The 17993-nt window shown below is 65.4% G+C and carries 12 protein-coding genes and 2 pseudogenes; 6 read left to right on the plus strand and 8 right to left on the minus strand.

Going from position 1 to position 17993, the window contains the following annotated elements:
* The first annotated feature begins 120 nt into the window (after nucleotides 1-120).
* The 5 genes and pseudogenes from CXQ91_RS17305 to CXQ91_RS17320 all read left to right on the plus strand — a co-directional run.
* Complete coding sequence (locus CXQ91_RS17305) at nucleotides 121-1449, plus strand: FAD-binding protein (protein WP_104175137.1); 1329 nt, start codon at nucleotides 121-123, stop codon at nucleotides 1447-1449.
* Nucleotides 1450-1749: 300 nt separating this feature from the next.
* Nucleotides 1750-2052 (plus strand): annotated as a pseudogene (locus tag CXQ91_RS25350) (transposase); the annotation flags it as partial.
* 73 nt (nucleotides 2053-2125) lie between these two features.
* Nucleotides 2126-3388: a site-specific integrase gene (locus CXQ91_RS17310; RefSeq protein ID WP_104175138.1), complete on the plus strand. Its 1263-nt coding sequence runs from the start codon at nucleotides 2126-2128 to the stop codon at nucleotides 3386-3388.
* Nucleotides 3385-5889, plus strand: a complete 2505-nt coding sequence (locus CXQ91_RS17315) for a site-specific integrase (protein WP_104175139.1) — start codon at nucleotides 3385-3387, stop codon at nucleotides 5887-5889. Before CXQ91_RS17310 ends, CXQ91_RS17315 begins: the two co-directional genes overlap by 4 nt.
* Before the next feature lie 50 nt (nucleotides 5890-5939).
* Nucleotides 5940-6731 (plus strand): annotated as a pseudogene (locus CXQ91_RS17320) (IS110 family transposase); the annotation flags it as partial.
* Nucleotides 6732-6766: 35 nt separating this feature from the next.
* Here the strand turns inward: CXQ91_RS17320 and CXQ91_RS25780 are convergent.
* The gene (locus CXQ91_RS25780) at nucleotides 6767-6847 is read right to left on the minus strand and encodes a hypothetical protein (RefSeq protein ID WP_374953675.1); all 81 of its coding nucleotides are present in this window, start codon (nucleotides 6845-6847) and stop codon (nucleotides 6767-6769) included.
* Between the two features lie 39 nt (nucleotides 6848-6886).
* Complete coding sequence (locus tag CXQ91_RS17325; RefSeq protein WP_104175140.1) at nucleotides 6887-8107, minus strand: CdaR family transcriptional regulator; 1221 nt, start codon at nucleotides 8105-8107, stop codon at nucleotides 6887-6889.
* 235 nt (nucleotides 8108-8342) lie between these two features.
* Between CXQ91_RS17325 and ald the strand changes: the two genes are divergently transcribed.
* Nucleotides 8343-9461: an alanine dehydrogenase gene (gene ald / locus CXQ91_RS17330; RefSeq protein ID WP_104175141.1), complete on the plus strand. Its 1119-nt coding sequence runs from the start codon at nucleotides 8343-8345 to the stop codon at nucleotides 9459-9461.
* A 106-nt stretch (nucleotides 9462-9567) separates the two neighbouring features.
* Here the strand turns inward: ald and CXQ91_RS17335 are convergent, their stop codons facing one another.
* The 6 genes from CXQ91_RS17335 to CXQ91_RS17360 all read right to left on the minus strand — a co-directional run bounded on the left by CXQ91_RS17335 (nucleotide 9568) and on the right by CXQ91_RS17360 (nucleotide 17933).
* Nucleotides 9568-10656 carry a Gfo/Idh/MocA family oxidoreductase gene (locus tag CXQ91_RS17335; RefSeq protein ID WP_104175142.1) on the minus strand — a complete coding sequence of 363 codons (1089 nt, stop codon included), beginning with the start codon at nucleotides 10654-10656 and terminating at the stop codon, nucleotides 9568-9570.
* A 283-nt stretch (nucleotides 10657-10939) separates the two neighbouring features.
* Entirely contained in the window at nucleotides 10940-12649 is a 1710-nt protein-coding gene (locus CXQ91_RS17340) for an ABC transporter family substrate-binding protein (RefSeq protein ID WP_104175143.1), read from the minus strand.
* Nucleotides 12650-12702: 53 nt separating this feature from the next.
* Nucleotides 12703-14946, minus strand: a complete 2244-nt coding sequence (locus CXQ91_RS17345) for an ABC transporter ATP-binding protein (protein ID WP_104175144.1) — start codon at nucleotides 14944-14946, stop codon at nucleotides 12703-12705.
* On the minus strand, nucleotides 14943-15929 hold the full coding sequence (locus tag CXQ91_RS17350; RefSeq protein WP_104175145.1) for an ABC transporter permease: 987 nt from the start codon (nucleotides 15927-15929) through the stop codon (nucleotides 14943-14945). The genes CXQ91_RS17345 and CXQ91_RS17350 overlap by 4 nt, the downstream gene beginning before the upstream one ends.
* Nucleotides 15930-15931: 2 nt before the next feature.
* Complete coding sequence (locus tag CXQ91_RS17355) at nucleotides 15932-16918, minus strand: ABC transporter permease (RefSeq protein WP_104175146.1); 987 nt, start codon at nucleotides 16916-16918, stop codon at nucleotides 15932-15934.
* 361 nt (nucleotides 16919-17279) lie between these two features.
* Nucleotides 17280-17933 carry a TetR/AcrR family transcriptional regulator gene (locus CXQ91_RS17360; RefSeq protein ID WP_104175147.1) on the minus strand — a complete coding sequence of 218 codons (654 nt, stop codon included), beginning with the start codon at nucleotides 17931-17933 and terminating at the stop codon, nucleotides 17280-17282.
* Nucleotides 17934-17993 lie beyond the last annotated feature (60 nt).

A 17993-nucleotide genomic window follows, 5' to 3' on the forward strand; every position in this document is an offset into this window, starting at 1 on the left:
CGGCCGGCGAACGACCATCTGATCCGTGGATGGCCATTGACACGGGTCCAGCCGCCTCATCAGACTTGTTAGCGATAACATACTGCCGATGGCCCGTTGGTCCGGCGCGAAAGGGATCCAATGCGCACTGAGATCAGCGAAATGGCCGGGCTGACCGGCCACACCGGAACCGGCGGCGCCGCGCCGGAACTGAACTGGGCCGGGAATTACCGCTACACGGCAGCCGCCATCCACCGGCCGCGCACCCTCGAGGACGTCCAGGACGTCGTGGCCGGCGCCTCGAAAATCCGCGCGCTCGGCTCCCGGCACTCCTTCAACGCCATCGCCGACTCCCCCGGGTCCCTGATCTCGCTCGAAGACCTGGACCCCGGGATCCGCATCGACCCCGCAGCGCGGACCGTCACGGTCTCCGGCGGAACCCGCTACGGAACACTCGCGGAAAAGCTGGAATCCAACGGCTATGCGCTCCCCAACCTGGCTTCCCTCCCCCACATCTCCATTGCCGGAGCCATCGCAACCGCAACCCACGGTTCGGGCGATGCCAACGGAAATCTGGCAACCTCCGTCGCCGCGCTGGAAATTGTGGCAGCGGACGGAACCGTCCACCACCTCGGCCGTGGCAGCTCGCCCGACTTTGACGGCGCCGTCGTCGGCCTCGGCGCGCTGGGCGTCGTCACCAAGGTGACGCTGGACATCGAACCCACGTTCGCGGTGCGGCAGGACGTCTTTGAAGCGCTTCCCTGGCAGACGGTGCTGGAGAATTTCGACGCCGCCACCTCCAGCGCCTACAGCGTCAGCCTGTTTACGGACTGGAGCGGCGACGCCGTCGCCCAGGCCTGGCTCAAGAGCCGCGTTTCCGGCGCGGCGGCCGCCGAAGCGGCGTTCGCCGGCGGCACTTTCTTCAGCGGCACACGGGCCACCGTCGCCCGGCATCCGCTGCCCGGCGTCTCCGCCGAGAACTGCACGGAACAGCTCGGTGTCCCCGGACCCTGGTCCGAGCGCCTGGCGCACTTCCGGATGGCATTTACACCCAGCAGCGGCGATGAACTCCAGAGCGAATTCTTCGTCCGCCGCGAGCACACCGTAGCCGCCATCTCAGAGCTGCGCGCCCTCTCGCCCCGCATCAGCCCGCTGCTGCACGTCTCGGAAATCCGCACCGTGGCCGCCGACCAGCTGTGGCTCAGCACCGCCTACGGCCAGCACTCCGTGGGGTTCCACTTCACCTGGAAGCAACGGCAGGCGGAAGTGGAGGAACTGCTCCCTGCGATGGAGGAGGCGCTGGCACCGTTCAACGCGCGGCCGCACTGGGGCAAGCTGTTCCATGCGGAGGCTGACTCCGTGGCCGCGCTCTACCCGCGCTTTGCCGACTTCAAGGACCTCGCGGAACGGATGGACCCGGAGCACAAATTCCGCAACGAATTCCTGGCCCGGAAGGTCTTCGGCAAGTAGCCGGTTCCCGGCTAGCGCCCCAGAGTCGCTGTCGCGCCGTGGTGGGAGAAAGTTGTCCTCGCGTCGCCTTAGTCTCTGGCACTTGGAACGTTTCCGGGCGGATTATGGAGGTGTCTGTCACGGTCGACGCCGGTCGATCTTTGGTGCTGCAGCAGAGCCTGCCGGCTAGCGTGGCGCGGAGGACTTCCACGGGAACCGTGGATTGTTGCCTTGGAGCACGAGTGTTAGATTCCTGAATTTTCCCTGTCCTCCCCGCGGCAGACACCAGTTAGCCAGGTCAAGGTGTCAGGAGGAACAGTCATGGATATCGTGCACGAACGGGCAGCCGGCTTGGACATTTCCAAGCGCGACGCCAAGGTCTGTCTCCGGCTGCCCGGGCAACGGGCCGGGACCTACACCTCCATGGTTACCACCTGGGGTGCGACCACGACGCAGATCCTTGAGCTACGGGACTTCCTCGAACACGAGCACGTCACGACACTCGTGATGGAAGCGACCAGCGATTACTGGAAACCTTTCTACTACCTTCTCGAAGAGACGCTGCCGGTGATGCTGGTCAATGCCAAGGCCGCCCGGAACATCCCGGGCCGCAAAACCGACGTGTTAACCGAACTAGCCGGACCAACGTCGGGGAACCGCAGGCGGCGCCGGTTTGCATCGGCTAGGTTCTGTTCTCATGGTCAACGAAGAGCACATTCCGCGGGTACTGTCCGAGCTGGTGGTGCCGCCATCGGGTGCGCTGAAGACCACCGGCAATCCCTTCGAACCGTATCGGCTCGTTGACGGCGCCGGAGAGACGATAGGGCCGGCGGCGGCCTTCTTCGCCGAGCTGGTGGCCTGCGGACGGCCGGCGACGACGCTGCGGTCATATGGCATGGACTTGTTGCGCTGGTTTCGATTCCTCTCGGCCCTCGAGCTGGTGTGGGATCAGGCAACCCAGGTCGAAGCACGTGATTTCTGCCGCTGGCTGCAGGTGACGCTCAAGCCGGTGCTGCCGCATTGGCGATACCCCGATGGCGGCGGCCCGGGTTCCGACGCGGCACCCGGAGCGGCTAGGGAGATCCCGGGGCCAGGCAAGGCCCCGGGCGGCGACCGGTATGCCGCGGTAACCGTTGCGCATTGCGAGAGCGTGCTGCGTGGCTTCTACGACTTCCACTTGGAAGCTGGCACCGGCCCGATGCTCAACCCGTTCCCCCTGGCCCGTGCCCGTGGAGGCACCCGGGCGCGGGCGCATCACAACCCGATGGAACCGTTTTCGGGGCAGCGCCGCGGCCGCTATCGGCCCAAGGTCGTGACCCGGGCTCCACGGGCGATCCCAGATGACCAGTTCGATCGGTTGTTCGCCCGGCTGGGGTCGCATCGGGACCGGGCCCTGGTCGCGTTCTGGGTCTCGACCGGTGCCCGGGCCTCGGAGCTGCTGGGGGCCACGGTGGCTGACGTTGATCCCGGGCAGCAATTGATCACCGTGCTGCGCAAGGGCACCGGTGCGTTACAGCCGTTGCCTGCCGCGCCGGACGCGTTCGTCTGGCTGCGTCTCTATCAAACACAAGTGTCGGACCTGGTTCCACCGGGCAGGGATGAACCATTGTGGTGGACATTGCGCCGCCCGTTCCGTGCCTTGACCTATGACGCGGCGCGGGCGATGTTCGATCGGGCCAATGCATCGCTGGGCACGGACTGGTCCCTGCACGACCTTCGCCACACGGCCGCCTACCGGATGGCCCAGGATCCGAAGATGCCGTTGACCGACGTCCAATGGGTCCTGGGTCATGCATTTTTGTCGACCACGCAGCGGTATTTGAACCCTGTGACCGAGGACGTGATTGCCGGAGTGCTTGCTTTTCATGCCCGCCAGCTCCTGCGTGACCCGGTACCCACGCCTGCACCCGGTTATCGGCCCGAGAGCCTGCAGATCCTCTTCGGAGGGAACCAGCCATGACGGGCAGCGAACAATTAGTCGCCCCGCCGGTGGTCAGTGATGCGGCGGGCCCTACAGTGGGGCAAACCGGGGCGCAGCTGATGGCCGCGTTCCCAGCGCGCGGGGTTGACCCGTCGTGGCCTTGGACCTGTGATGATCGTTCTGCGGTGCTGGCCCGCGTGCTCGCTGCACCGTTCAGGCTGGAGAATCCGGACAGCCAGCGGACCCGCCGGACGGGAGTGCTGGCAGTGCTGGGCTGGCTGTCCGATTTCCCCGGCGGGAACTGGCAGCAGCGGTGGCAGTCCAGCGGCGCGGAGGCAGCCTCCGACTGGCGGGACTTGTTCATCGGCGAGGCCGCCGGCCGGTGGCGGAACGCCCCCGGTGAGCCGGCACACCACCTGAGCATCGGCCTGATGGTGCTGATCTGCGCCGATGTGATCCGCCCGGGCCTTGACTGGCTGTTGCGTTTCGCTCCGGCGCGGCGGGCATTGGCCACCGAGATGGCCCGCACCCGCGACAGCAAGGCGTTCGCCGTCCTGAACCAGGCCTGCACCGACGCACACGTGGGATTGCAAACCAGCCAACAGGCCCTGACACGGATCGCGGTCATCATGGCCGCCAAGGGAGGACCGGTCTCGTCGGTGAGAGTCGGAGACTGCGTTGAGCTGCTCGCCACCGTCACCGGTATCGGCACCGCTACCCGGCTGCAGACAAATGCGCGCAGCCCGCTGTTCTATCAACTGCTCCGCCAGCATGGTGTCTTGGGCGAGGATGCACCCGCCGCCATTGAAATGTTCTCCGGCAACGGCCAACCGACTTGCGAGCAGCTGATCGACCGCTACAACATCAAGTGCCGGCCGGTCCGGGACGTGCTCGTGGGCTACCTGCGGGAACGCCAGATGGCGATGGACTTCTCCTCCCTGCAACGCACCGCCTATCTGCTGGGCAAATTGTTCTGGGCCGACCTGGAAGCCCACCATCCAGGGATCGATTCACTGAAGTTCTCCCGCGAGGTCGCCGCGTCATGGAAAAAGCGGGTCATGACCCGTTCCCGCACCAGCACCTCCCCGAGCGGTGAGCAAATCCAAAAGACATCGGCACGACTGGATGGGCGCAGCGTCTTTTCTTCCGTGCGCGCCTTCTACCTGGACCTGGCCGAATGGGCCGATGACGACCCTGCACGGTGGGGGCCGTGGGCGGTGCGTTGTCCGGTCAGCGCCACGGATGTCTCCCACAAAAAAGACCGGCTGGCCCGTAAATCACGCACCGACCAACGCACCCGCGAACGGCTGCCGGTGCTACCGGCGCTGGTCTCATGGGTGCAGGCCGAACGGGCACGAACCAGTGACCTGCTAGTGGCCGCCGAACGCACCGCTCCGGGTGAACTGTTTACCACTGCCGGCCAAACGCTGCGCCGCACGGCCATGAAGACCGGAACCATCGCCCGGGTCTGGGCCGAAGACCCGGAGGGCGGACCACGCCGCGACCTGACCTTCGAAGAGCACCGCGGTTTCTGGACCTGGGCCATGATCGAGGTGCTGCGCCACACGGGCATCCGCATCGAAGAGCTCGGCGAGCTCTCACACCACAGCCTGATCCAATACCGGCTACCCGACACCGGAGCACTCGTTCCGCTGCTGCAGATCGCCCCTTCCAAGACCGACGCCGAGCGGATACTGGTCATCTCGCCCGAACTCGCCGACGTGCTATCCCAGATCGTCTCCCGGATCCGCTCCGGGCAACCCCACGTCCCGCCGGTAGTGTCCTACGACAAAAACGAACGCGTCTACAACCCTCCCCTGCCCCTGTTGTTCCAATGGCGGCGGCGTCTGGACAACCGGGCGGTTTCCGAAACGGTGCTACGCCAATACCTCGACCACGCCCTGCAAGAACTCGGCATCAAAGACGGAGGCGGCAGCCCGATGCGCTACACCTTCCACGACTTCCGCCGGATCTTCATCACCGACGCCGTCATGCACGGCATGCCACCACACATCGCCCAGCTCGTCGCCGGACACCGCGACATCAACACCACCATGGGATACAAGGCCGTCTACCCCGAAGAAGTCATCAACGGCCACCGTGAATTCATCGCCCGCCGCCGCGCGCTACGTCCCAGCCAGGAATACCGCACCCCCACCGACGCGGAATGGGCCGAGTTCATCGGCCACTTCGAACACCGCAAGGTTTCCGTCGGCGACTGCGGCCGCTCCTACGACACGCCCTGCATCCACGAGCACAGCTGCCTGCGTTGCCCGCTGCTGCGGCCCGATCCCACAGCAAGACCCCGTCTGGCACAGATCCGCGACAACCTCATAGAACGCATCGCCGAGGCCGAGTCCCACCGCTGGCTCGGCGAAGCCGAAGGCCTCAAAGTCAGCCTCGCAGGGGCCCGGGCCAAACTTGCCGAAATGGACCAGATCACCCAACGCCGCAACACAACCCAACTCGGCATGCCCACCTTCACCCAAGCCGCCGGCCGCACCAACATCAGCCCACCCGACCCCAGAAACGGCCAGTAATATCGACGATCTCCCCGTAATTTTCTTAGTTCGGAGAAGACGTTTCCGACGCGGCCTGGCTGGCCCAGCTCGGCGCGCATGGCCTGCTCCGGGCCTCCTTCGTCCCGCCGGAGCCGATCCGTGAACTGCGGGATCTGACCCGGGCCCGGTCCATCGCCACCCGGGACCGGACCCGGGAAATCCAGCGTCTCGAGAAGTTCCTGGAGGGCTCCGGGATCAAGCTCTCCTCGGTGGTCTCTGACCTCACCGGCGTCTCCTCCCGGGCCATGCTTGAAGCCCTCATCAACGGCGAACGCAACCCCGAAGTCCTCGCCGGGCTCGCCAAGGGAACCCTGCGCTCCAAAATCCCCGAGCTCGTGGACGCGCTGACCGGCCGGTTCAAGGCCCACCACGCGTTCATGGCCCGCCTGCATTTGGACCAGATCGATGCCCAGTCCCGCATCATCGACGCGCTCACCGGGCGGATCGAGGAGGCGATGGCACCCTTTCGTGCCGCCAGGGAATTCCTGGCCACCATCCCCGGAGTCTCACTCAAAGTCGCCGACGTGATCATCGCCGAAACCGGGGCGGACATGGCCCGGTTCGAAACACCCGGCCGGCTCGCATCCTGGACCGGTGTCTGTCCCGGCTCCAACGAATCCGCCGGCCGGATCAAATCCGCGCACATCCTGCCCGGCAACAAATACCTCAAAGCCGCCCTGGGCACCGCGGCCCTGTCCGCTTCCCGGGGCAAGGACACCTATCTGGCCGCCAAATACCGGCGCATCGCCGCCCGGCGCGGACCGATGAAAGCCATCGTCGCGATCGAACACTCCATCCTCACCGCAGCCTGGCACCTATTCGCCGAGGGCGAATGCTACGGCGACCCCGGCGCCGATCACTTCACCCGCCTGGACCCGATCAAAGCCAAAAACAACGCCATCAAAAAACTCAACAGCCTCGGCTTCGACGTCACCATCACCCCGGCCACCGCAGCCTGACAGCCCTTACTTTCGTATTAGATCCGCGGGCGCCCGGACCAGCGGCGGGCCTTGAGCGCGGCGTGGAGTTCCAGCCGGACCATGCCCTTCAGCGGATCCACGCCAAGCACCTGCCGGATGCGCCCCAGCCGGTTGTAGATGCTGCTCCGGTGCAGGTGCAGCTTCGTGGCGACGTCCTGGACCGAGCCGTCGTTGTCGTAGAGGAGTTCCAGGACGGGCAGCAGCTCACCGTTCCGGTCGTGGTCTTCCAGCATCCGCGAGTACACCGACCCGGCGTCGGCCCACGCGCCGGCACCGCCTCCGGCCGAGGCCAGCAGCTGGTACACGCCCGTCGCCCGGCAATCCACCAGTTCGCCCAGCTGGGGATCCACCGCGGCGGCCTGGGCTGCCTGCTTCGATTGCCGGTAGGCATCCGCCAGCTCGCGCGGCTTGGCGAACCCTTCACTCGTGCCCAGGATGATCCGGTGGACCGGGCGCCCGGACCGCTTGGCGAGCTCCAACTGGTAGTGGACCAGGACCTGCGCGTGGGCCGCACGGCCAACAGACTCCCGGAAGAGGACCACCGCATGGGTTTCCGTGCCTGCGCTGAAGAGCGCCGCATCCACGCCGATGGTGGCCTGCAACGCGGCTGAGCGGTGGATCAGCGTGGACGCGATGGGGTCTGATCCCTCTGACCAGCCGTCGGCGTCAAGCACGGTGACAAGCTGCCAGGGGCCGCGCCCCTGGACTTCCTTCCAGCCGGCCACGGCGGCCACGGCGTTGGCCTCGCCGCGGCAGGCACTCAGGAACTCCTGTTCCCTGCGGCGCCGGAATTCCGATTCAGCCGTGTTCGATTCAAGGAGCAGCCCGGACAGCAGTTCGAGTTCGTCCCGGACGCCGGGCAACTGGGTGAGGATCGCCGTCGCGCTTTGGTCCTCAATGTCCTGCTGCACCCACAGGTAGCCGACGCGGAAACCGCGCACCAGCAGCGGCACGCAGACGCGCCCCAGCATGCCCAGCTCCTCGTTGGCGGGCACGACGACGGGACGCACGGCCGTCGCGATTCCGTGCGACAGCTGCCACGCCTTCACATCCACCGGCACGCGTTTGCTCAGGAGGAAGTTCACCCGGACCCGGTCCGCGTGGGACTGGTTGGAGCTGTAGGCGAGCAAAACGCCGTCGAGATCCTCGAGCGAAAGCCCCCGGCCGAGCTTCACGGCCACCTGCTCAACGAGCTGTTCCACATCCTGCTGGTGCATGGTTGCCACCTTACTGCCCGGCGCCGCCGGACCGTGAACGGACACCAGGCGACACCTGACGCTTCACGCCTCGACAGATGTCGAGGCAACAAAACCAAAAACCCCGGAAATACGCGGAACCTGCAGTCACCAGGCCGGCTGCTGCCTGTCAGCTACCTCACATGCGGATTTATTCTGGAAGTACAGATTCCCCGCACGTCCGGCCCACAAAGCCCCCAACGATGGAGCCCCAAAAATGATCATCGGTGTCCCCAAAGAAATCAAGAACAACGAATTCCGCGTCGCCATCACCGCCGCCGGCGTCCACGAGTTCCGCACCCACGGCCACACCGTCCTGGTCGAACGCGGCGCAGGCCTGGGTTCGGGCATCACCGACGAGGAATACGCCATCGCCGGCGCCGAGATCGTCGCCGACGCTGACGACGTCTGGGCCCGCGCGGACATGGTCATGAAGGTCAAGGAGCCCATCGCCGCGGAATACCACCGCTTCCGCAAGGGCCTTATCCTATTCACCTACCTCCACCTCGCCGCCGAACCCGAACTCACCAGCGAGCTCATCAACTCCGGCGTCACCGCGATCGCCTACGAGACTGTCCAGGAAGGCCGCACCCTTCCGCTCCTGGCCCCGATGTCCGAGGTCGCCGGCCGCCTCTCCGTCCAGGTCGGCGCCACCTCCCTGATGGCCCCCGCCGGCGGCAAGGGTGTGCTCCTCGGCGGCGTCCCCGGCGTCCGCCCGGCCAAGGTGGTTGTCCTCGGCGCCGGCGTCGCCGGCACCAATGCCGCCGCCATGGCCTTGGGCCTGGGCGCGGACGTCACCATCCTGGACATCAACATCAACCGCCTGCGCGAACTCGACGCCCAGTACCAGGGCCGCCTGAAGACCGTCGCGTCCAACAAGTACGAGATCGAAAAGTCCGTCGTGGACGCGGACCTGGTCATCGGCTCCGTGCTGATCCCGGGGGCCAAGGCACCCAAGCTGGTCACCAACGAACTCGTCTCCCGCATGAAGCCCGGCAGCGTCCTCGTCGACATCGCCGTGGACCAGGGCGGCTGCTTCGAAGATACCCGCCCCACCACGCACCAGGAACCCACGTACAAGGTCCACAACACGATCTTCTACTGCGTCGCCAACATGCCGGGCGCCGTCCCCAACACGTCCACGTACGCACTCACCAACGTGACCCTGCGCTACGGCGTGGCCTTGGCCAACCTCGGCGTGAAGGCCGCGTTCGAGAAGGACCCCGCCCTCGCAGCCGGCCTCAACATCGCCGGCGGCCACGTCGCCCACCACTCCGTCTCCGAGGCGCACAACCTGCCCCTCGTAGCTGACTGGCACGAACTGGTCTCCGCGTAGGCCTTAGGTCGTCCCGCTGCGCTGGACGACAGACATCCTCGGCGTGCTCGCTCCTTCGTCGCTTAGACGCACGCTGCCGGATGCCTGTCGTTCAGCGCGGTATTGGTTAAGCCTGCGCCGAGGCCAGTTCCCGTGCTTGTTCTATTAATTTGAGGACTTCGACCGGGCCTGCCGGGTCCACTGGCAGCGGCAGTGGCGAGGCTGCGCCGCCGTCGTTGATCTTGTCCGCAAGGATCCGGTAGAACTCCGGGTACGCCCCGCGTTCGGTGGGCAGGCGGTCCAGGTGGCCGTCGCGACCCAGGAGCCCGGCCCAGTCTTTGTCCTCAATGCCGTACTCGGCGTCGAGCGGGCTGCCGCCGGCCACAATGTACGGCTCCTGCGGGTCGATTCCGTGCTTCGTGTAGCCGCCTTCTGATCCGAGGAGCCGGTAGCGGGGTCCCTGCTGAGGGCACAGCATGTTCATCCACAGGTGGCTCACGACGCCGGAATCATGCTGCAGGGCCACGAACACGTCATCGTCGGTCTTTTCTCCCTGCCGCCGCGCCTGGAGTTCCGCGTGCGTCACGGTGGCGGGTCCGAACAGCTCCAGCGACTGGTCCATCAGGTGCGTCCCGAGGTCGAACAGGACGCCGCCGCCGTCGTCCGCTGTGGCGTCCGCCTTCCACGCCTTGGAGACTTCCGGGGCCCAGCGTTCGAACCGCGACTCGAACCGGGTGACCTTGCCCAGGATGCTGCTTTCCACCAGGCCCTTCACTGTGAGGTAGTCGCCGTCCCAGCGGCGGTTCTGGAAGACAGTGAGCACGCGGCCGAGCCGGGCGGCCAGGTCCATCAGTTCCCGGCCCTCGGCGCTGCGCACCGCAAACGGCTTGTCGACGACGACGTCGAGGCCCGCCTCGAGCGCGGCCTTCGCCAGCGGGTAGTGTGTGGCCGGCGGTGTACCGAGGACTATGAGGTCAAGGTCACCGGCGAGCGCCAGGATGTCAGCGGGCGTGTCAACGAGCCGCGCACCAGGGTGGCTGCCGGCCGCTTCAGCCTGCCTTCCGGCGTCGGACGTTGAAATCACGTTCAACGAATACGCCGGGTTGGCGGCGATCAGCGGCGTGTGGAACACGCGGCCGGACAATCCGTATCCGGCAACGGCCGTGCGGATCGCAGGCTTACCGGGGACGGCGCTGGGGGTTGCTTCTGTGCTCATGGACCTACGCTACCCCCGGACGCTCTCTCACATCCTGCAGCTTTCCACCGGACGCTCTCTCACCTCCTTTGGGGAAATTCGCGTGAAGTGAGAGAGGGTCGCCCAAAAGGGCGCAAAAAGTGAGAGAGGGTCGCTCAAAAGGGCGCCAAAAGTGAGAGAGCGTCGGAAGTTGGGGCGGGATGGCGAAGGGCCGGCACCCCCGTGTGAAGGGACCACGGGAATGCCGGCCCTTGCGTTGGCGCGGCGCTGCTTTTCGCTTCGGGGCGGGATTACCCGGCTGCTGCTACTTCTTTTCCCAGCCGATAGTGGTCCAGTCCGGAACCTGGGAAAGGCTCTTGAACAGTGACGGGCCGTAGTTGGCCAGGCCGGTGCGCACGAACGAGATCTGCGGTCCGTTCATCACCACGCCCATGGAGAAGTACTTGGCCATGTGCTTCTTTTCAACTTCCATGGCGGCCTTGTTGCGCTCGGTGTTGTCCTCGATGGAGCTGAGCTTCTTGATCTCGGCATCCAGCTCGGCGTCGCCGAGTCCGTTTTCGTTGGTCTTGGAGTCGTAGAACTGCTTGACGGAGTCCGTTGCGTCGGCACCCACGGTGTAGCCGGAGACGCTCAGGAAGAAGTCGCGGCTGCCCAGTACCTTGCCGAAGTCGGCGGAAGCGCGCTGGTCGATTCCTACGTCCATGCCGCCGGCCTGGAGCTGCTTTTGCAGGGTCTGGGCGAACGCCAGGGTGGTGGGGTCATCGCCGAAGTTGCTGATTTTGAAGGCCGCCGGAGCGCCGTCCTTCTCCATGATGCCGGCGGCGTTGGGCTTGTAGCCTGCGTCGGTCAGGACCTTCTTGGCAGCCTCAGGACCGGATTCCGTGGCCGGGTAGTTGTCCTGGTAGTACTTGGAGAACGGGAGCAGCATCATCGAACCGGAGCTGGGCTCTTCCCAGTTCAGCCCGTTGAACCGGACTTTGCGCAGGGCTTCGCGGTCCACGGCGGTGAAGATCGCCTTGCGGATCGCGACGTCGGTCATGGGGGCCTTCTGGGCGTTGAGGTTCAGGCCGCCGGCGAACAGCCGCTGGCCGCGGCGGACTTCGGAGTTCTTGGTGCCGTCGAGCTGCTTGTACAGCGCGATGGTGTTGGCTGACATGCCGTCGATTTCGCCGTTCTTGAACGCTGCAATCTGGGCGCTGGTCTCCAGCTGGCGGAAGATGACCTTGTCCAGGACGGGCTTGGCGCCCCACCATTTGTCGTTCTGGGCCAGGGTCACGGTCTTGGCGGCGCTGTCGTACTTGTCAACTTTGAACGGGCCGGCCATCCACTCGGGGTGCATGTCACCGGTGAAGCCGGTGTTGAAGATTTCCGGGGTGTTCACGGCCGGGTGGATGAGGCCGGTGAAGAGGGCGTCCAGCGGGAAGACCGGCTGGGTGGTGGTGACCACAACTTCCTTGTCGCTGGAACCGGCCTTGACGGAATCAACGAACTCGTAGGCGCCCGAGCTGACGACGTCGATGTCCTTGTTCTCGCCCTTGAGCATGTTCCAGGTGTTTTGGAAGGCCTTGACGTCGATCGGCGTGCCGTCGTTGTAGGTGGCTCTCTCGTTCACCTTGATGGTGATGGTCTGCTTGCCGTCCTTGACTTCGCTCTTGACGTCCTCGCAGTAGTCCTTGTTCGGCGTGGCGGTGCCGTCGAAGTCGAAGTTCCAGCAGCCCCACGTGCCCGCGCCGTCGATGGGCCGGTGCAGCGCAGTGTTGTCTCCGCTGTTGCCGGTGTTGGAAAAACCATTGAAGTCCGGGCCGATGCTGCCCAGCGGAAGCGTCACGGTGCCGCCCGGTTCCAGGTCCTTGGCATCCTTGGCGTTGATGCTGATCAGCTTGGTGAGGTCGCTGCCGGCGTCCTGGCCCTTTCCCGCGTCGGGCCCCGAGGTGGAGCCGCCTCCGCCACAGCCGGTGAGCGCGAGCGCTGCCGTTACGGCGGCCACCCCGCCAATCTTGGTCAGATTCTTCATGGTTTTCCCTTCATTTTTGGTGCGAGATTTGGTGCTTTTGGGGATCGGGCAAGTCATGGGGCTCCGTGGACAACCAGCATGTCCGCGTCGAGCTCGCCGTCGGGGAAGAAGCAGGCGAACTGCTGGTCCGGCGCGGCCTGGGCCGCTTGCGAAGAGGCGGCCGGTTCCAAAGGCGGCTCGAGCGTAAGGCATTTTTCCTGCTTCGCTGCAGGCAACGCGGCGAACACGGGGCAACGGGTAGCGAAGTTGCAGCCCTTTGGCGCATCCAGCGGCGACGGGAGGTCGCCCTGCAGGATGATGCGTTCGCGCGTCCGTTCAACCTGCGGATCCGGCACCGGAATCGCGGACAGGAGCGCCCGTGTATAGGGGTGGCGCGGGTTGTCGAAGACGCTGTCCACGTCGCCGATTTCCACGATCTTGCCCAGGTACATCACAGCCACGCGGTTCGAGATGTGCCGCACGACGGACAGGTCGTGGGCAACCATGAGGTAGCTCAGGCCGAGTTCGGCGCGGAGCTTGTCCAGGAGGTTGATCACGCCTGCCTGAACGGAGACGTCCAGCGCGGACACGGGCTCGTCGAGGACCACCAGCTTGGGGTTGACGGCGAGGGCGCGGGCAATGCCGATCCGCTGCCGCTGGCCGCCGGAGAACTGGTTGGGGAAGCGGTTAACGTGGTCCGGCTGCAGGCCCACGAGCTTCATCAGCTCCATGATCCGTTTCCTGATGGCCGGTTTGTCCATGCCCTGGTTCTCCAGGGGCTCCGCCAGGACTTCATAAACCGTGAATCGCGGATCAAGCGCGCCGGTGGGGTCCTGGAACACCATCTGGAGCTCCTTGCGCATGGCGTTCTTGGTCCTGGCATCGGAGGCTGCCTTGTTGCTCAGCCCGCCAATGGTTACCTCGCCGTCCTGGTCCTTGTGGAATTCCATGATTTCCAGCAGCGTGGTGGTCTTGCCGCAACCGGATTCGCCAACGATCGAGAAGCACTCGCCCTCGCGGATGTCGAAGCTCAGCCCGTCCACTGCCTTCACCGTGCCGATACGGCGCTTGATGAGCGCGCCTTTCAGCAGCGGAAAGTGCTTGCGGACGTCCTTCAGCTCCAGGACCGTCTTGCGTTCAAGCCGGGGAACAGCGTCGAAACGGGAGACCGGAACGGCGGGGGCGTGGAAGATCTCGTGGACGTCCACTTCGGCGCCAAGGGAATCGGTCTTGATGCACGCAGCCTGGTGCGTCCCGCTGGCGGGCAGCCCGTTCGCTCCGCCCCGCGGACCACCGACCGGCCACAGCTCCGGTTCACCCTGCAGGCAGGCGTCGCTGACGAGGGGGCACCGGGGTGCGAAGGAACATCCCGTTGGCTTGTGGACGAGGTTCGGCGGAATGCCTTCGATAGGCACCAGCGAGATCTTCTCCGAGATGTCCACGCGGGGCACTGCACCCAGCAGGCCCATGGTGTAGGGCATCCGCGGGTTGTAGTAGATGTCGTCAACGCTGCCGGTCTCCACCGGCTTTCCGGCGTACATCACCATGATGTCGTCGGCCATGCCGGCCACCACACCGAGATCGTGCGTGATCATCACGACGGCGGCGCCGGTCTCCTCCTGCGCGGTGTGGAGCACCTCCAGCACCTGCGCCTGGATGGTGACGTCCAGTGCCGTCGTCGGCTCATCCGCGATGAGCACGCGCGGGTTGTTGGCGATCGCGATGGCGATCATGACCCGCTGGCGCATGCCGCCGGAGAATTCGTGCGGGAACGCCTTCAGGCGATCCTTCGGGCTGGGAATGCCGACCATGCGAAGAAGTTCGACGGCGCGGGCTTCGGTAGCCTGTTTGCTCATCTTCGGGTGGTGGACCGTGAGTGCTTCGATGATCTGGTGGCCCACCGTATACACCGGGGTCAGGGAAGAGAGCGGATCCTGGAAGACCATGGCGATGTCGTTGCCGCGGTACTTGCACATGGCCTTGTCGCTGAGGCGCAGCAGTTCCTTGCCGTTCAACCGCACGGAGCCGGTGATCTCGGCCGTAGGGGGCAGCAGGCCCATGATGGCCAGGGACGTCACGGACTTCCCCGAACCGGACTCGCCGACGATGCCCAGCGTCTTGCCGGGCAGGAGGTCGAAGCCAACGCCCCGGACCGCGTGGACCACGCCGTTTTCCGAGTTGAACCGGACATTCAGGTCCCGGACTGAAAGGACGGCATCCGCCGGGGCATAACCCGGGGCGGGCAGCCCGGCGATGTGCAGGCGCTCTGCCACGGAATCGGCGGTGCGCTCTGTGCTGGCGGTGGTTTCGCTGCTCATTTGCTGTTCTTCTTCGCGGTCTTCTGTGTCTTGCTCCTGTTGGCGCTGCCAATAGAGCCGGAGCTGGGGTCGAACGCGTCGCGCAGGCCGTCGTTCATCATGGCCAGCGACCCCGTCAGGAGGAACATGACCACCAGCGGAACCCAGAACATCCAGGGAAAGGTGGCGACCTGCGACGTAGCCTGCCCGATCAGCACGCCCAGGCTGACGTCAGGCACCTTGATGCCGATGCCGATGAAGGAGAAAGCGACCTCTGCCAGGATGGCGCCGGTGACACCACGGGTGATGTCCAGGACCAGCAGGGAGCCGATGTTGGGGACCAGGTGCCGCCAGACGATCCGGCGGGCGGGGATACCCATGTACTGGGCTGCTTTGACGAAGTCCCGCTGCATGAGCGACATCGAAAGGGAACGGATCAAGCGGGCCGTGCCCATCCAGCTGAAGACCAGCAGGACGATGATCAGCAGCAGCCAGCTGGGGAGGTTTTCCTGCAGGCCGTTACCCCCGCCGCTGGTGGCCACGGCCACCACCAGCAGTGCCGGCATCATGATCAATGCTTCGAGGATGAACAGCATGACCTTGTCCACTTTGCCGCCGAAGTAGGCCATGGTGCAGCCATAGATGGCGGCGATCAGTACTGAGGCCAGTCCGACCACCAGGCCAATGAGGATCGAGATCCGCGTGCCCTCCACTGTGAGGGCATAGAGGTCGATGCCGGCCTGCGAGGTCCCCAGCAGGTGATCCGCGGACGGCGGCATCCCGATGTTGAAGGGGTCGATGGTTTCCTTGTCCCACGGGGTGAGATAGCCCCCCACGAAGGAAAAGACCGTCAGGGCGAGAAAAATGGCCAGGCCGGCCACGGCTGTCTTGTTCCGGAGGAAACGCCGCAGGATGATCGCGGACTTGGCGATCACGACGTCGTCGTTCTCGATCTTTGCTTCCTCCGCGACTGCGGCGGGGTCGATCGCATTCAGGTTGGTCATGGTTACTGCACCCGCACTCTCGGGTCGACAAGGGTGGTGGCAAAGTCCGCGAGGATGGCACCGATCGCGAAGATCACCGAGCCGTAGGCCAGGGTGGCGGTGGCCGCGTTCACATCCTGCAGGGCGATGGCGTCGATGGACCAGGAGCCCACGCCGTGCCAGGCGAAGATCTTTTCGGCAAAGAAGCCGCCGGCGAAGATGGCGGGAATGGTGAACGCGATGCTTTGCGCCACCGGGATAAATGAGACCCGCAGGGCGTGGCGGGTGATGGCCTGGTTCCGGGTGAGGCCCTTGGCCCGGGCCGTACGGACGAAGTCGGCGTTGACGTTGTCCAGCAGGTATTGGCGCTGGGCGATCTGGTACGTGCCCCAGCCCACGATGGTGATGGCGAACGTCGGCACGGCGTAGTGGGCCAGCATGTCGACGAACTGGACCCAGCCATTGCCCTCCAGCCCCGGAGTGGATATGCCGGTGACGAACAGAATTCGTTCGCCGACCGTCTCGTTGATGTTGATGGCGCCGAGCTGGACCAGGAAGTAGGCGATCGGCGCGGGCACGATGTACACGAGATAGCTGTAGGACGTAATGACTCGGTCCTGGAACTTGTACTGTCGCGCGGCCGTGTAGACGCCCAGCGCGACCCCGATGATGAGGGTGAGCACGATGGAGGCCAGGAACAGCCGGGTGGAGATCCACACCCGGTCACCGAACTCCGCATTGATAAAGGCGCCGTTGGGGCTTCGTCCCCAGTCCCAGCGCGTGACGACCGACGTAAGCCAGTCAATGTAGCGTTCCCACGGGGTGAGCGTCGGGTCCAGGCCCTTGAGCCGGAAGGAGTTGGTCACCTGCTCGGGAGTCGGCCGTGGAATGCGTTCCTGTTCCAACAGCGCGGGCTGCAGGGTGCTGACAGCCAGGAAGTACCCCGCCGTCGTGGTCAGGAAGATCATCAGCAGGTAGGTGGCTGCCCGTTTGGCGAGGTACCGAAACATGTCTGCCTAGCTCTGAATCGCCGTTGCCAGTTCCGCGCCGCGCAGTGCCGGTGGCGCTTCGGAGGTGCCCGTCCGGGCCGGTGTCAGTTCAACGTTCACAGCAGTCGATCCTTCCGTCGTCCCCCATCCGGCAGGGGTTCCGCCGCCGATCCGGGATCATGGGCCAGCGGGTGTCTGGCCGCCCCGCACACCCCTGGGGGCTTGCCTTTGTAGACTATGTTGCGGGTCACATTCCAGAGGAAACTACCACATACGGCCAGCCCTCCCACCTGCCGGAACGCGTAAACACGGGAGGCCTGTACCAGATCGTTATGAACAAATCCGTAGGATTGATTTGTCTGGCCGGGCCCCGTCCCATGGATTATCCTCCGCCCGCTGAACCATCCGACGCCGGGCGGGGGCTGCCGCCGGGACAGCTGACCACGCGGGTGACGAGTTCGCGCCAGGACTCCGCGAGCCGCTCCGGAGCCACGTGATGCACCCGCACTGCGTGGAGCAGCCGCTCGGGGTCCAGGGTGGAACTTAGCGACATCGCCATAAGCCACGGATCGGCGGTCACGCCGGCGGCCCGCAGGAGCATCTCGATGTGGCGGTGCCAGAGCACAGCGGCCGGCACATCAAAGCGATTGTAGGCGGACGAGTCGGCAGCGCGGGCCAGTTCCCCGAACTCCAGGACATACGCGATGCGCTCGGCGCCGAAGGCCACCAGCCGATCCAGCGGAGGCGCCCCGGGGCCAAGGGGCGGGGGGCCGAACATGAACCGGCCCTGGAAGGCGGCCTCGGAGTCGCTGAGCAGCGTCATCATGAGCCCGGCCCGGGAGCCGAACCGCCGGAAGACAGTGCCTTTGCCCACCCCGGCACGTTCGGCCAGCCGGTCCATGGTGAGTCCATCCGCCCCGCACTCCTCAATGAGCTCGCGGGCAGCCTTGAGCAGCAGCTCCCGATTACGGGCTGCGTCGCTGCGTTCCGCTTCCCCGCCTAGTGGCGATCCGGAGCGGATTGGGATGAGGCTCACACGAAGTATTCTAGCCCCGGGCTATTGTCCGGGCTGCAGTCCGAATAGCAGGGGTGAACG

This window comes from Arthrobacter sp. Y81 (assembly GCF_002929335.1).
Taxonomy (GTDB): Bacteria; Actinomycetota; Actinomycetes; order Actinomycetales; family Micrococcaceae; genus Arthrobacter.